This is a genomic window from uncultured Murdochiella sp., assembly GCF_902488755.1.
GTDB lineage: Bacteria > Bacillota > Clostridia > Tissierellales > Peptoniphilaceae > Murdochiella.
Genome location: NZ_CABTXF010000011.1, coordinates 15,602 through 30,549 on the forward strand (window position 1 = coordinate 15,602; position 14,948 = coordinate 30,549).

The 14,948-nt window shown below is 46.9% G+C and carries 12 protein-coding genes; 4 read left to right on the forward strand and 8 right to left on the reverse strand.

What is annotated here, in order from left to right:
* The first annotated feature begins 164 nt into the window (after positions 1 to 164).
* From RDL68_RS02200 to RDL68_RS02215, 4 genes are all read left to right on the forward strand, one after another.
* Positions 165 to 1,889, forward strand: coding sequence for an ABC transporter ATP-binding protein (locus RDL68_RS02200; RefSeq protein WP_308540039.1), 1,725 nt, complete (start codon positions 165 to 167; stop codon positions 1,887 to 1,889).
* Positions 1,886 to 3,712 carry an ABC transporter ATP-binding protein gene (locus tag RDL68_RS02205; protein WP_308540040.1) on the forward strand — a complete coding sequence of 609 codons (1,827 nt, stop codon included), beginning with the start codon at positions 1,886 to 1,888 and terminating at the stop codon, positions 3,710 to 3,712. The genes RDL68_RS02200 and RDL68_RS02205 overlap by 4 nt, the downstream gene beginning before the upstream one ends.
* A gap of 101 nt (positions 3,713 to 3,813) precedes the next feature.
* Positions 3,814 to 4,269, forward strand: a complete 456-nt coding sequence (locus RDL68_RS02210; protein ID WP_308540041.1) for an RNA polymerase sigma factor — start codon at positions 3,814 to 3,816, stop codon at positions 4,267 to 4,269.
* A 28-nt stretch (positions 4,270 to 4,297) separates the two neighbouring features.
* The gene (locus RDL68_RS02215) at positions 4,298 to 5,515 is read left to right on the forward strand and encodes a hypothetical protein (protein ID WP_308540042.1); all 1,218 of its coding nucleotides are present in this window, start codon (positions 4,298 to 4,300) and stop codon (positions 5,513 to 5,515) included.
* Between the two features lie 107 nt (positions 5,516 to 5,622).
* Here the strand turns inward: RDL68_RS02215 and RDL68_RS02220 are convergent, their stop codons facing one another.
* The 8 genes from RDL68_RS02220 to dnaN all read right to left on the reverse strand — a co-directional run.
* On the reverse strand, positions 5,623 to 6,801 hold the full coding sequence (locus tag RDL68_RS02220; RefSeq protein ID WP_308540043.1) for an NUDIX hydrolase N-terminal domain-containing protein: 1,179 nt from the start codon (positions 6,799 to 6,801) through the stop codon (positions 5,623 to 5,625).
* 4 nt (positions 6,802 to 6,805) lie between these two features.
* Positions 6,806 to 7,612: a SigB/SigF/SigG family RNA polymerase sigma factor gene (locus RDL68_RS02225; RefSeq protein ID WP_308540044.1), complete on the reverse strand. Its 807-nt coding sequence runs from the start codon at positions 7,610 to 7,612 to the stop codon at positions 6,806 to 6,808.
* Between the two features lie 11 nt (positions 7,613 to 7,623).
* Positions 7,624 to 7,959: a hypothetical protein gene (locus tag RDL68_RS02230; RefSeq protein ID WP_308540045.1), complete on the reverse strand. Its 336-nt coding sequence runs from the start codon at positions 7,957 to 7,959 to the stop codon at positions 7,624 to 7,626.
* A 1-nt stretch (position 7,960) separates the two neighbouring features.
* Complete coding sequence (locus RDL68_RS02235) at positions 7,961 to 8,269, reverse strand: STAS domain-containing protein (RefSeq protein WP_308540046.1); 309 nt, start codon at positions 8,267 to 8,269, stop codon at positions 7,961 to 7,963.
* A gap of 20 nt (positions 8,270 to 8,289) precedes the next feature.
* Positions 8,290 to 10,740, reverse strand: coding sequence for a DNA gyrase subunit A (gyrA, locus tag RDL68_RS02240; protein WP_308540047.1), 2,451 nt, complete (start codon positions 10,738 to 10,740; stop codon positions 8,290 to 8,292).
* A gap of 44 nt (positions 10,741 to 10,784) precedes the next feature.
* Entirely contained in the window at positions 10,785 to 12,716 is a 1,932-nt protein-coding gene (gene gyrB, locus RDL68_RS02245) for a DNA topoisomerase (ATP-hydrolyzing) subunit B (RefSeq protein WP_308540048.1), read from the reverse strand.
* Between the two features lie 102 nt (positions 12,717 to 12,818).
* Positions 12,819 to 13,901, reverse strand: coding sequence for a DNA replication/repair protein RecF (recF, locus tag RDL68_RS02250; protein WP_308540049.1), 1,083 nt, complete (start codon positions 13,899 to 13,901; stop codon positions 12,819 to 12,821).
* 38 nt (positions 13,902 to 13,939) lie between these two features.
* Positions 13,940 to 14,948, reverse strand: a 1,009-nt coding sequence (gene dnaN / locus RDL68_RS02255) for a DNA polymerase III subunit beta (protein WP_308540050.1), incomplete at its 5' end; no start/stop codon positions are given.

The following is a 14,948-nucleotide window of genomic DNA, read 5'->3' on the forward strand; positions in this document are numbered from 1 at the left end:
CGTTTCTTCCTAATAGAGCATTCTGTCGGCAGTTTCTTGGTTTTGTAGGGGCAATCTTCTTTTTGCATAGAAAAAAAGAGAAATGGGTATGGACGAGGCGTTACAATAGAAGAAGCGACCCGATACAGCGATCGCGCAAAAATCCGGTCGAGGAAGGAAACATCATGTTGAAACGAATTTATCCCTATACCAAAAATGTCCGCCTGCAAGTCGTTCTCACGCCCTTGCTTATGATTTTAGAAGTCTTCGGCGATATCATCATCCCCATGATGATGGTGCGTCTTGTCGATCAGGGAATCGCGCAAAACGATCACACCTTCATTCTGCAACAATCCCTGCGAATGATCGGCGTGGCGTTAATCAGTATGTTCTTTGGTATCCTCAGCTCGCGCTCAGGTGCTACCGCCGGTTACGGCATCGCCGGCAATCTGCGAAAGACCGCTTACAGTGCCGTTCAGAAGTTTTCCTACCACAATATCGATAAAATCAGTGTGCCTTCTCTTATCACACGTCTGACCAGCGATATCGATACGGTCGGCATGGTTGCGATGATGAGTCTGCGCATGGCTTTCCGCTTCCCTTTTTTGCTACTCTTCGCCCTGATTTTCTCGTTTCGTCTGCATTCCAGTTTAGCGCTGATTTTCCTCGTGATGCTTCCTCTTTGCGCCTTAGTATTCTTGCTTGTTTTTCGGAAAGCGCTGCCGGTCTTTCTCGCGGCACGCAAACGTGTGGACAGCTTAAATGCGATGATTCAGGAACAGCTTAATGGGATACACATCATCACCGCTTTTGGACGACAAAAACATGCTGCCGAACGATTTGATACCCCTAACCGCGACTTGCTGAATACGCAACTGCGCCAAGTACGCATCTTGAGCTTGGTGAATCCGCTTTCCAGCATTCTATTTTATTTTACGCTGCTGTTCGTTCTCTATCGGGGCGGTTTGCTCATTTATAACGGCGAAATGCTGCCCGGAACGATCATCGGTTTCGTTACGTATGTTTTCCAGGTCATGATGGCGGTCATGATGATTAGTATGTTTCTCGTGAACTTTTCCTTCGGGTATACCTCGCTGAAACGCATTTTTGAAATCATCGATACGACGTCCGAAATACAGGAATTGCCCGATGCCCTCGAATCCCTTCCCGACGGTTCTGTTCATTTTGACCATGTTTCCTTTCGCTATCCCGACTATCGGGAAGATACCCTTCATGACATCTGTTTTTCCCTTGCCTCCGGCGAACACTTAGGTATCATCGGTCCGACCGGTTCAGCAAAATCTACATTGGTTAAGCTCATTGCTCGCCTATATGACGTCGATCAAGGTGCCATTTTTGTCGGAGGAAATAATGTGAAACACTATTCCCTTCATGCGCTGCGCGAAAACATCGGCATCGTTTTGCAAAAGAACACCCTGATTTCCGGCACGATTCGCAGCAATATGCAATGGGGCAAAGCAGATGCGACGGATGAGGAAATCATCGATGCCCTCAAGAAAGCGCAGGCATGGGAATTCGTATCCCGCTATCCCGATACGCTTGACCATGAAGTCGAGCAAAACGGAAGGAATTTTTCCGGTGGACAGAAGCAGCGTCTTACCATTGCTCGTGCGCTGATCAAAAAGCCGAAAATACTCATTTTAGATGATTCCACTAGTGCTTTGGATATGACAACCGATGCCAAACTCCGGCGCGTATTGCAGGAAGAACTTACGGGAATCACCACGATTACCATTGCCCAACGCATCGATTCGCTTCGTTCTTGCGATCAGATTGTAGTCCTCAACGCCGGATGTCTTGATGCCATCGGCACGCACGAAACTTTGCTCGCTACTTCGGCTATCTACAGAGACATTGCCGAATCACAGGAAGGAGGGCTCTCTGAATGAAATCCTCTTCTACACATCGTCCGACATTGAATTTAGCGGTATTAAAGCGACTGTTCTCCTATTTTCGCTATAACAAGAAACTGTTTATTGGCGGATTACTGATGGTCGTCGCCTCCACATTCTTAGGCGTTTTAGGCAATGGACTCTTAGCGCCCGTCGTGGATGCGGTGGCTGTAGAACATGATTTGCATCGTTTCTTCTTTGCTATGGGAGAGATGATCTTCGTGTTTACCTTCGCAACCGTCACCGAATACTATGGTTTTCTTTGGTTGGCGCAGCTTGCGCAACGCACCATTTATCAGCTGCGAAAAGAGATGAATGCGCACATGCTTTCTTTGCCTGTCACCTATTTTGACCATACAGCGCACGGAAAAATCATGTCTTCCTTCACCAATGACATCGATACCTTGTCCATGACCATCCAAGAATCGCTTCCGCAGTTTCTTCTTTCCGTTATTCAATTCACCTCAACCCTGTTGATGATGTTTTTCCTGCGCTGGCAATTAACCTTGATCGTCATCGCCTTTTTGGCACTCACACTTCTCCTTTTGCGCTTCATTTCGTTGAAAAGCGGAAAATATTATCGCTTACGGCAAAAACAGATTGGAGAAATGAACGGCTATATTGAAGAAATGCTCTCTGCGCAGCAGGTCGTTCAGCTGTTCAATCAACAAGACGCCGCGATTGCAGAGTTTAATCGCCGTTCGGATGACGTGCAGCACGTGGCAACCAACGCCTCCACGTTCGGTGTGATTAGTTTCCCCATTATGGGCAACTTCTCTTACGTCCTCTATGCCATTGTCGCATTAGTCGGCAGCTTTTATACCATAGGAAACATCATGACCATCGGCGCACTAACCGCTTTTATGCAATATACACGTACCATCAACCGTCCGGTAACCATGGTCGCCCAACAGCTTAACGGCGTGCTTTCCGCCATTGCCGGCGCAGAGCGCATTTTCCGACTGATGGATGAACCCGCTGAAAATATGGACGGTTCCATACGGTTAGAAAAAGACGCACAAACACACGAGCTGTTTTGGTTGGTGGCAGAAAACGATGAGAAAGACAAGGTGAGAAAAATACCGGTTCATGGCGATGTGCGCTTTACTGACGTACACTTCGGCTATGATGCCGAGCATCCGGTTCTCAAGGGTATCTCCCTCTACGCCAAGCCGGGGCAAAAAATCGCACTGGTGGGCTCAACCGGCGCAGGAAAAACAACCATTACGAATTTAATCAATCGCTTTTATGAAATTGATGCTGGTGAAATCACGATTGACGGTCTGCCTCTTCAAAAAATCCAGAAAGAAGACCTGCGCTCACTGCTTTCGATGGTATTACAGGAAACGCATCTCTTTAGCGGAACCATTCGCGAAAATATCCGCTTCGGCAGGCTCGACGCGACCGATGAAGAAGTGGAATATGCTGCAAAACTGGCCAATGCGGACAGCTTTATCCGCCAACTCAAAGATGGCTACGATACGATGATTTCCGATACCGACGAAGAATTGTCGCAGGGAAAACGCCAGCTTTTAGCCATTGCCCGTGCCGCCGTAGCCGACCCGGTCATCCTTATTCTGGATGAAGCGACCAGTTCGGTGGACACCTACACCGAGAAGCTGATCGCCAAAGGCATGGATCAGTTAATGCAGGGAAGAACCACGTTTGTCATCGCGCATCGTCTCTCCACCGTACGCGATGCGAATGCCATTATGGTGCTGGAAGACGGTAAAATTGTAGAACGCGGCGATCATGAGGATCTCCTGCGCCAGAAAGGACGCTATTATCGTTTGAATAAGGGGTTGGAAGAGTTGGCTTAGTCTATCATCAGAAAATAGTCATAAATAATATTATGCCGTTCAAAAACACTTTGTCCCTCTCATCCGTTCTATAAATGAAGACCAAGGAAAGGAGGACGCCCATGGTTGCCGAGCTTTATACCGTATTCGGAAGCGAATTGCTCAACTATTGCTGCATGATGTGCAGAAACATCGGCGATGCGCAAGATCTACTGCAGGAGACCTTCCTTAAGGCGCTCTCTTACCAAGATCTTTTGGAAAGCATGGAAACCAAACAGCGCCGAGCATGGCTCTATAAAGTGGCCCGAAACCTCTTTTATGACCAATGTCGCCGCCGAGCGGTAGAAAAAAAATATTCCCCTGCGCCAGATATCGAGGACGATACGACATATTCCGAGGCGGAGGTCGGCTTTCTGCTTTCCGTTTTGCCATCTGATTTATCAGAGCTGTTTATCAAGCGCTATCTTGAGGGTTATAACTCAAAAGAGTTAGCGGAGCTATACGGTTGCTCCGCATCCGGTATTCGCGCGAAGCTTAGCCGCGCCAGAAAAATACTACGCGAAGAATGTTCTCGATAGCCATATTTCTACCAAGAAGGAGGATCAAATGAAAAAGAAAATCATCAATTGTGCCATTTGTGACGCTCGAAATGTTTCGGAAGAATCCCTTACCGGTTATGATCAGATCATGATCAATGCTGCCATTATATTAACCACGGAACGTGCCAAACAACTATTGGATCGCTATCCGGTCGCACTGAATGTAGCGAGTGTCACGATGCTGCCGGATAACGCGGATATCACCGCAAAAGTGGTCAACAATAAATTTACACTCGGACCGGATGCAGACGGAAAAGATTGCTTGCTGGTGGTAAACGGGAAGCTCACCTTAGAAAACGGGAGTTTGGCCGCTGCAGAAAGTTTTCACCAAATTATTGCCAACGGAACCGTCCTGATGCCCCGCAGCTTTAATGGAAAACTGCATCATTTGAAGAATAATGGAAAAATTATCTACTATCCGGATGGTGCGTCACTCCTCAATTCCACAACATCCATTGATGATCTCTTTGTACAGCGTGCACAAAACAATTTCTATTATTGTCTCGATACCTTGTTCTTCCTCGATACCTCTCTTAACACGACCAGAATAGAAGAAAAAGAACTTCGTTTTTCCGCTGAAAAAGTCGTGATTGCTGAGAGCCTGATGCCCGCTCTGTTGCCGCGGATTGAGGAAGAAACCAAAGTGATTCCTGTCCCGGACGGAACCGTATTGTTAGAGGACGACGTTGCGTTAAAACCGCGTACCATCAAAAAGTACGGCTCTAAGCTTTACGTTGACGGCGACATCACCATCAAGGATAAAGAAGCGTTGGATCGCTTAGAATACCTCTATGTAACCGGAGACGCGCGCGTCCTCAAGAGCTTGGAAGATGCCTTTCTTGATCAATCCTTTGTTTATGATGCGCTGAAGGTCATTGATCCGGAAATCGGCTACGTATCGGATAAAATATCGGCAAAAGTAGGGCCACAACTGCTTCGTAGCTATCCCAAGGGTGTGGTTGTGGAAGAATGTGCTGTGGTGAAACTTTCCCCTGATCTTTCTCCAGCAGACATTCTGAAGAATTTAACCATTCGCGATTGCGCTACCGTCAAATGTACAAAAGAGCAGGAGGAGGCGGTCGGCATGATTGCGGAAGATATCGCCTCCATTGATACGAACCAAGACAGCGAAGAGAAAAGCGGTCTCTTGGGTGGCGTCTTAGGAGAAGTTTTCCACGATCTCAAAGATACGCAATTGATCAATGCAGCAGAGTATACACTCTAATCCTTCTCGGAAAAGAAAAAAGGAGCTGCATGCGAACGAGGTGATTGTTCGCATGCAGCTCCTTTTGCATAAAAAGACAGTTTCACGCTTTCGTCTCGTCAACTTTCTTAGTCAAAATAGACTTTCCAATGCGGGTCGGCTTTTGCCGCAAAGCATTGGCGTATCGCGCGTTCATTGACACGCGCCTCGCTAAGGCGTGGCAATTCGTCCAAACCGAAGAAGCGAGCATCCGTGGTTTCTGCGTTCGGCTGAAAGCCTTCTTCGTCTGTGGGGATTTCCTCCGCGATGACGTAAATTTTATAGATGTCAAAAGGCGTGACGTAAATGTAATCTTCTTTTGTGGGTTCTTCGATGGCGACAACGGCTCTCGTACGCACACGAAGCCCCGCCTCTTCCCAGACTTCTTTTTCCGCATTTTCCGCTAACGTCAACCCGGCATCACACCATCCACCCGGAAGCGACCACGCATCTTTGGGACGTTTTTCCTGTACCAAAAGAATTTGATCTCCGCTAAACACCGCCACACGAACTTCCACATTCGGCGTGCGATAGACCGAGGAGATCGGCGCAAAAAGCTCCAGCACCTTGCGTGTGGAAATCCCCGTTTTTTTCGCCAGCATTTCATTGGCTAACAAAGAAATCGCGTCAAAGCGCTCTTTATCGAACGGGTCTTTTGTATACGCCTGCCCCTGCTGCGCATAAAATTGCAGTTGTTTCGCCCAAGAGAGCCATGGCTCGTAACGATTTGCCCACTGTAAATGCGGATCCTGCGTCTTTACCGGTTCAAATAAACTCTCCAAATCCTGCCAAAAATAGATCAAGCGCAAGCGAACCGGTTCTGACAGCGACGGGTCAGCACACAACGACCACGACAGAGGAACCCATTTTGCATCCACGGTCTCTCCCTCTTGCAGACGAATGTCCGCAAGGTCCACGTCGCGCGACAGAAAAAATGCGTGCATACGAGCATTCTGCTCCCGTCTGGCGATGAGATTGCCTAAATACACCAATTCGTCTTCGGCCGCTTTAATCCCCGTCTCTTCCATGAGTTCACGAACGGCCGCTTCTCGCAGCGTTTCTCCTGCCTGAACCGCTCCGCCCGTGTTTTCCCACTCAAGTGCATGGCTTTTGCTTTCCGCACGTTGTGTCAGCAAAATTTCTCGTTTGCTGTTCACAGTAAAAACACTTACTAAGTGCAAGTACGTACCATTCGGAATGGCGCGTCCGCGAATATGTTTGCCAACATACCTTCCGTCGCTTACGCGGTAAAGATCCTGATACTCCACGATGTCACCTTTTTTTCTTTCCGCTCTGCACGGGAATCTGCAATTCCTGTCGAAATTTTTTAATGATTTTCTTTTCGATGCGTGAAACCGTCATCTGGCTGATGTCCAATTCCTCTGCGATGGAAATCTGTGTGCGCTTCTCAAAATAGCGATAGAGGAAAATGCGTTTTTCCAAGTCATTCAGCGTGGCGGACAACCGATCCACCACATCGTTAAAATCAATTTCATTAAAGCGTTCATCTTCTTCCCCAATCAAATCGCCAAAGCTCATCTCTTGGTCATCAACCCCCGTATCCAACGTTTTATCGAGGGATTGCGGCGCATAGACTTTAGACGCTTCCATCGCTTCAAGCACTTGCTCCGCGCTCACGCCAAGACGCTCGGCAATCTCATCTACCGTAGGTTGACGCTGCATTTCCTGCGCCAGCGAAAGGCGAACAAGGTTCACCTTTTTCGATAGCTCTTGAATACGGCGCGGTACACGAATCACCCAGCCCTTATCCCGAAAATGCCGTTTTAATTCACCCACAATCGTCGGCGTTGCAAAACTCGAAAAGGCGAAGCCTTTCGACACATCATAGCGATCCACTGCAAAGATCAGTCCTAACGAGGCGACTTGCAGAAGATCATCGTACTCAATTCCACGATTGACATATTTTTTAGCCAAAATTTCCGCAATGTAGAGATGGTCGGTGATGATTTTTTCTCGCAGTTTCGGATCCCGTGTTTCCGCCAGACGACGGAATTCTTCCCGTTCCTCGTCCAGTTTCTCTTTACGCAGATCTTTCCCATTTTCTCGCTCGTTCGCCATCACTCGTCCTCTCAGCGTAATTTGGTTAAGCGCAGGGTCTCGTTCTCCGTTTCCACACCATCCAAAAGGGTCTCCATGATTTGACGGTGCAACGTATAGCCTTCGTCGCGTGTTTCTTCTCTCTTTGCGCCGATTTCAATCACCAGACGATCGCTCTCCTCTCGGAAACGAATACGAATTGAATCATTGGAAGGCAAAAGATAGTTTATCGCCTCCGATACGCATACGCGCAAATCGTCAATCGCCTCCACGTCAAACTGCATCTTCTGTGCAATAGAGGCCGTTACCAGGCGCAACGTGGTCACATATTCCGCCTGAGAGGGAATACATAATTCTACCGGCGTCATCTCAATCCTCCAAAAGAAAATCCTGATCCAGCTCAGTTATCGTAAAGAGTTTCTTCACGTTTGCCTTCGCCTTGCGAATCGTAATGGAATGCCCTGCCGGTTTCGTATTCTTGAGAATGGAAATCAACGCGCCGAGACCGGTGGAGTCCATATAATCCAACCCGGAAAGGTCAAAAACAATCGATGCAGGATTCTCTTGATACGCTTCCAAAACTTTTGTTTTCATCTCTGCTGCGCTAATAATATCCAAGTCGCCCTGCAACGCGATTTCCAGCGCATCCTTATTATCCAGTTGAATGTGAAATGCCATCGTTTTTCTCACCCTTCTGCTTAGGCTTCTGCCGGATCCCAGTCATCCATGTATTTGGCGACAGCAACGATCCGCTCCTCTTCTGTCTTAACGTCTTTTAACTTCACACCCTGTGTAGAGCGACCCAAGGTGCTGATTTTTGCCACTTCCAGACGAATCAGATCATTGTTTTGCGACATGAGCAACACTTCATCGCCTTTTTCTACCAACATCCCCGCAACGATGCTTCCGGTTTTCTTGGTGACCTTATAGGTTTTTAATCCCTTACCGCCGCGGTTCTGCAAGGTGTAATGTTCAATGAGCGTTTTCTTTCCATAGCCGTTTTCGCTAATGATAAGAACGTAAGGCAAATCCTTCACCACGTCCATATCAATCACCTGATCGTTCTTACCAAGCGTAATGCCCTTCACACCCATTGCACTGCGACCGACACTGCGCACCGCAGAAAGCGATGTACGAACAGACATACCTTCTTTCGTAACGATAAGAATTTCTCCATCCCCTTTCGCGATGCGCACCGCAACGAGTTCATCGTCTTCCGCAAGGGTGATGGCACGAATGCCACTCGCCCGCACATTGGTGAAATTCGCCGTTTCCGTTTTCTTGAGTGTACCGTTCTTCGTCATCATCACGAAATATGTTCCGCCAGCAAGCGAAGCACTCTTCGGGAACATCGCCTCGATCTTTTCGTTCGGCTCAAGCTGCAGCAGATTGATGATGGCTTGTCCTCGTGAAGTACGACCGCCTTCCGGAATGTTATAGGCGGTTAAGGTATAGAGACGTCCCTTGTTGGTGAAGAACAGAATTTCATCATGCGTCGAGACGACATAGAGATGACGTACATAGTCATCTTCCTTCGTCGTCATTCCGCGAATACCCTTTCCGCCACGCTGTTGCACCTTGTATTGATCTGCCGGCGTGCGTTTGATATATCCACGTTCGGTAAGGGAAATGACCACCGCTTCCTTTTCAATCAGGTCTTCGATGTCAATTTCCTCTGCTGCCGGCATAATTTTTGTACGCCGCGCGTCCGCGTATTTTTCCTTGATTTCCAAAAGTTCCTGCTCAATAACGCCGAGCAGAACCCGACGGCTATTGAGAATTTCGCGATAGAAAGCGATTTTTTGCAGCAGTTCATTATACTCTGCATCCAGCTTCTCACGTTCCAAACCGGAAAGGCGTTTTAAGCGCATATCCAAAATGGCTTGGGACTGTAAATCATCTAAACCAAATCGCTTCAGGAAAATAGCTTTAATTTCAGTATCATTATAGCTGGAACGGATAATCTTAATGATTTCATCAATGTTATCCAGCGCAATGCGTAAGCCCTCAATAATGTGCGCTCGTGCCTCCGCTTTTGCGAGATCATAGCGTGTACGGCGCGTAACGACGTCAATCTGATGCTCAATATAGTAGCGAATAAGCTCTTTCATGGGCAAAATCTTCGGACGTCCATTCACCAATGCCAAATTGATAATGCCAAAGGTCGTTTCCATCGGGGTATACTTGAACAAGTTGTTCAAAACGACTTTCGGGATGGCATCGCGTTTCAGGTCGATAACAATACGCAGTCCTGTGCGGTTAGAGTCGTCACGAATGCCGGAAATACCTTCAATACGCTTTTCTTTCACCAAATCGGCAATTTTGAGAATCAGCTTCGCCTTATTCACCTGATAAGGAATTTCCGTAATCGTAATTCGATTGTGTCCACGTATTTCATCTACACGAGCAACCGCGCGTAGTTTCAGCCGTCCGCGTCCGGTTTCATATGCCTCTTGTATACCGGATTTTCCCATAATATGTGCGCCGGTAGGAAAGTCCGGACCGGGCATAATCGATAAAATCTCTTCTGTCGTCAACTCCGGATTATTCATATACGCAATACAGGCATCGATGGCTTCTCCCAAATTATGGGGTGCCATATTGGTTGCCATACCGACAGCAATTCCTGCAGAGCCATTGACGATAAGATTCGGAAAACGCGCCGGAAGAACCGTTGGTTCCTGTTCCTCCTCATCAAAGTTGGGTTGAAAATCCACGGTATCCTTATTGATGTCTCGCAGCATCTCCTGCGCCAATTTCGTCATACGCACCTCGGTATAACGCATTGCCGCTGCTCCGTCACCATCGATGGAACCAAAATTTCCTTGTCCGTCCGCCAACATATAACGGGTGTTAAACGGTTGTGCTAAACGAACGACCGCATCATAAATGGCCGAATCGCCATGGGGATGAAAACGACCCATGACATCACCGACCAGACGAGCGGATTTACGATACGGCTTATCGGGGGTAAGTCCCAACTGCGCCATACCGTAGAGAATACGCCGATGTACCGGCTTTAAGCCGTCACGCACATCCGGCAGCGCACGACCGACGATAACCGACATGGAATAATCCAGATAGGAGCTTTTCATCTCCTCTTCCAAATCTGCATCCAGGACGGTTTGTTTGGTAAATTCTTCTGCCATACTTTCTCCTTCTCTATATTCTGTGGCTTACAAGCGCATTTCGCTTAGCCGACCGTATCAATATTTTCCGCTTTCGTTGCATTCTTGACGATAAACTCGCGTCGCGGTTCAACCTTATCCCCCATTAAAAGCGTAAATGTGTCATCCACCGAGGAGGATTCTTCATCTATCTTCACCTGTAAAAGAATGCGATGTTCCGGATCCATAGTCGTTTGCCAAAGTTGATCGTCATTCATTTCTCCCAAACCTTTATAGCGGTTGATTTTATACGATCCTTCGGGAAGGTCTTTCAGTATGCGGGCAAGCTCTTTTTCATCGTAGACATATCGTTCCTCTTTGCCCTGCACAATACGGAAAAGAGGCGGCTGCGCGATATAGATATGTCCTTCATCAATAAGCGGACGCATCTGACGATAGAAAAAGGTCAACAGCAGCGTGCGAATATGGGCGCCATCCACATCGGCATCCGTCATGATGATAATTTTGCCGTAACGCAGTTTGGAAATGTCAAAGTTATCACCAATGCCTGTGCCGAACGCCGTCACCATGGATTTAATTTCTTCATAGGCGAAAATATGATGCGCGCTGGCTTTTTCGACATTCAAAATCTTTCCGCGCAAAGGCAGGATCGCTTGCGTTCGGTTATCTCGTCCCGTTTTTGCTGAACCGCCGGCGGAATCTCCCTCGACGAGGAATATTTCATTAACAGCAAGGTCTTTTTCCTGACAATCCGCCAATTTTCCCGGAAGCGTCGTATTATCCAAAATGGAGCGCGAGCTGCGAGAAAGATCACGCGCTTTACGCGCTGCTTCCCGAGCGCGTTGCGCACCCATTGCCTTATCGATAATAATCTTTCCGACTTTCGGATTTTCCTCTAAATACGTCGAAAGCTCTTTGGACAAAAAGGTGTCCACAATTCCGCGTACTTCGCTACTGCCCAATTTCGACTTGGTTTGTCCTTCAAATTGCGGATTCGATACTTTAACACTGACAATGGCGGTCAAGCCTTCCCGCACATCTTCACCGGAAAGATTATCCTCTTTCTCTTTAATGAGATTAAAACGACGCCCATAGTCATTCAGCGATTTGGTCAATGCCGAACGAAAACCGGTTAAATGTGTTCCTCCCTCACCGGTAATGATGTTGTTGGCAAAGGAAATGATATTTTCCGCATACCCTGTGGTGTATTGCAGAGAAATATCTACCTCCACTCCTTCGCTTGTCCCCTGAAAATGAGGAATATCCTCAAACAAGGCATCTTTATTGCGATTTAAATAGCGAACAAATTCGCTGATGCCTCCTTCATAATGGAAGACCTGTTCTTTCTGCTCTTCCTCTTCTGCCCGCTCGTTGACCAGAATAAAGCGTACACCGGCCGTTAAAAACGCCATTTCCCGGAAACGTCGTTCCAAGGTTTCCGGCTTAAATTCCAGTGTTTCGAAAATTTCCGGATCGGGATAAAAAGTGATTTCTGTTCCGGTGTCTTCTGCTTCACCAATGACTTCCAGCGGTTTTACTGTTTTTCCCTGCGAAAATTCCATGTGGAACAATTTTCCTTCGCGACGTACCTCGGCAATGAGCTTTTTGGATAGCGCATTGACGACCGAAACGCCGACACCGTGCAAACCACCGGAAAAGCGATACGCATCGCTATCAAATTTACCGCCGGCATGAAGAATCGTCAGTACCGTTTCCAAAGTGGATTTTCCGGTCTGATGATGTTTTTCTACCGGAATACCGGATCCGTTGTCCCAAACACGACAGCCACCATCCTTTTGCAACGTAATGCGAATCGTATCACAGCGTCCTGCCAGAGCTTCGTCCACCGAGTTATCGACCACTTCATACACCAAATGATGCAATCCGCGATCATCCGTGGAACCGATATACATACCCGGACGAACACGTACCGCTTCTAACCCCTCTAAGACGCGAATATTATGCTCGCCGTATTCCACATTCTGTTTTGAAACCATAAAAATCCTTTCTTCCTTCCGATAGAAACGCAAAAACATAATCATCCGGCGTTTCCTGTCATTACTCTTTTACACTTGTTGTCAATGTTTCTTTTTTATCTTCTATGTTTCATGGGAAATATGTCCACTCTGTACTCGGTAATAATGAGCGTTTTTTTCTTCACGATGAAGAAAGTCAACTGCGTTTGTCGTCACCAAACTCTGATAGGGACGAATGAGATGCAATAAAGCTTTCGCTCTTCGCGCATCCAATTCAGAAAACACATCATCCAATAACAAAATGGGTCGTAAACCATGTGTTTTTTCCCGAATTTTCATTTCTGCCAATTTACAGGAAAGGGTCAATGTTCTTATCTGCCCCTGCGAAGCGAAAAGCCTTGCCGGAAGAGAATTAATCACCATTTCAACCTCATCTCGATGCGGACCGATTTGCGTACTGCGCATTTCCACATCTCGAATTCTTTCCTCTTTCAGTTGCCGAAGAAAAAGTTCTTTCTCCTCCACACAATTCGTCACATAGAACAAACGGCATGTTTCCTTCCCATTACTTAACAGTTTATGGTGAAATATCGTTTCTTTTTCCCACTCTTCAACCATCTCTCTTCGTTTTTTTACTATCGGCACAGCCGTAGCAGCAAGCTCTCGATCATAGCTATTTAACTGTTCTTCAAACCATGATCCTTGCATCTTCAGTAATTGATTACGCTGAAAAAGTGTTTTTTCATACCGTCGAAGAAGCGAACGATAGGTCGGATCGGTGGAAAGAAGGAGTGCATCCAGATATGTCCGGCGCTCAGCAGGTGAACCTTTTACTAATTCCAAATGCGAAGGGGCGAAAAGCACCACATCAAATTGTTCTCGCAATTCAGCAGCCGACTCCACTTCCACTTCATTAATTCGGCAGCGTTTTCGCTCCACCATGGAAAATTTAATTTCCACATTCTTTTCGCGTTCTTTCTCTTGGATACGAGCGCGAATATATGCTGAACGTTCCCCAAAACGAATGAGTTTTTTATCCGTTGTGGTCTTAAAGGAAGAACCTTTAGCGGTGATATACACACTCTCCAGTATATTTGTTTTTCCTTGAGCATTCGGTCCATAGAAGACGTGACATCCCTCAAAAAATGGTATTCGTTCGTAATCATAATTGCGAAAATTAATTAATACCAATTCCTGAAGGCTCACACCTTCCTCCTTCACTTTCCTCTGCCAAACATTCCTTTTTACTGACCGGCAATGCGCACCGGTAAAACGAGATAGAGATACGACTCTTCTTCTTCCGTAGGACGGATAATCATGGGGTTGAGCGTTCCATTGAGAGTAAGCGTAATGTGTTCACTCTGTAAGGCACGTACACCATCCAGGAGATATTTCGCATTAAAAGCGATGCAGCAATTTTCTCCCTGACAATTCATATCCACAAATTCATCGACATGACCCAATTCCGAATTGGATTCAATATGCAATCCTTCTTCCTGAAAATCCAACTTAATCAAATGCGCACGTTCTCCCTGTGTCAGCAAAGAGGCGCGTTCAATCGCATCACGAAACGCCTGGCGGTCGACGATAACGGTGGTATTCTTGTCTTCCGAAATAATTTCTTCGTAGTTGATGAAATTCTTATCAATCAGTCGGGAATAGAGTTTCAGTGAACCGCTTTCAAAATAAATGTGCCCGGGAACTGAGCGAATCACTGTTTTTTCGTCGTCGTTCAATAGGCGAGAAAGTTCAATCATGCAACGTTTAGGAACAATCATGGACTCCTCAAATACTTCCTGCTCAGCATCCAGAGAAATATCTCGCACAGCGAGACGATACCCGTCAAGGGTAACCAAACGTACATTTTCCGGACGACGTTCATAGAAGATGCCGGTCAATGCAATTTTTGATTCGTCAAGAGAGGTCGCAAATTCGGTTTCCGTAATCGCTTGTGCCAACACATCATTGGCAATCACCGTCATACGTTCGCTATTGACTTCCGGTACTTCGGGAAAATCTGCGGCATTCGGCACTTGCAATTCAAAATGGCTTTCTGCACAGCGAATTTTAAGCACACCCTGACTTTCTTCTACGGTAGCTAATGCGCCCGGTAGTTTACGGAAAATATTACCAATCATGCCTGAGGCGACAACCATTACCCCTTCTTCCACCACTTTACAGGGCATAGACGTTTGAATGGTTAATTCTAAATCGGATGCGGTAAGCGTTAGTGTTTCACCATAGGCTTCAAAG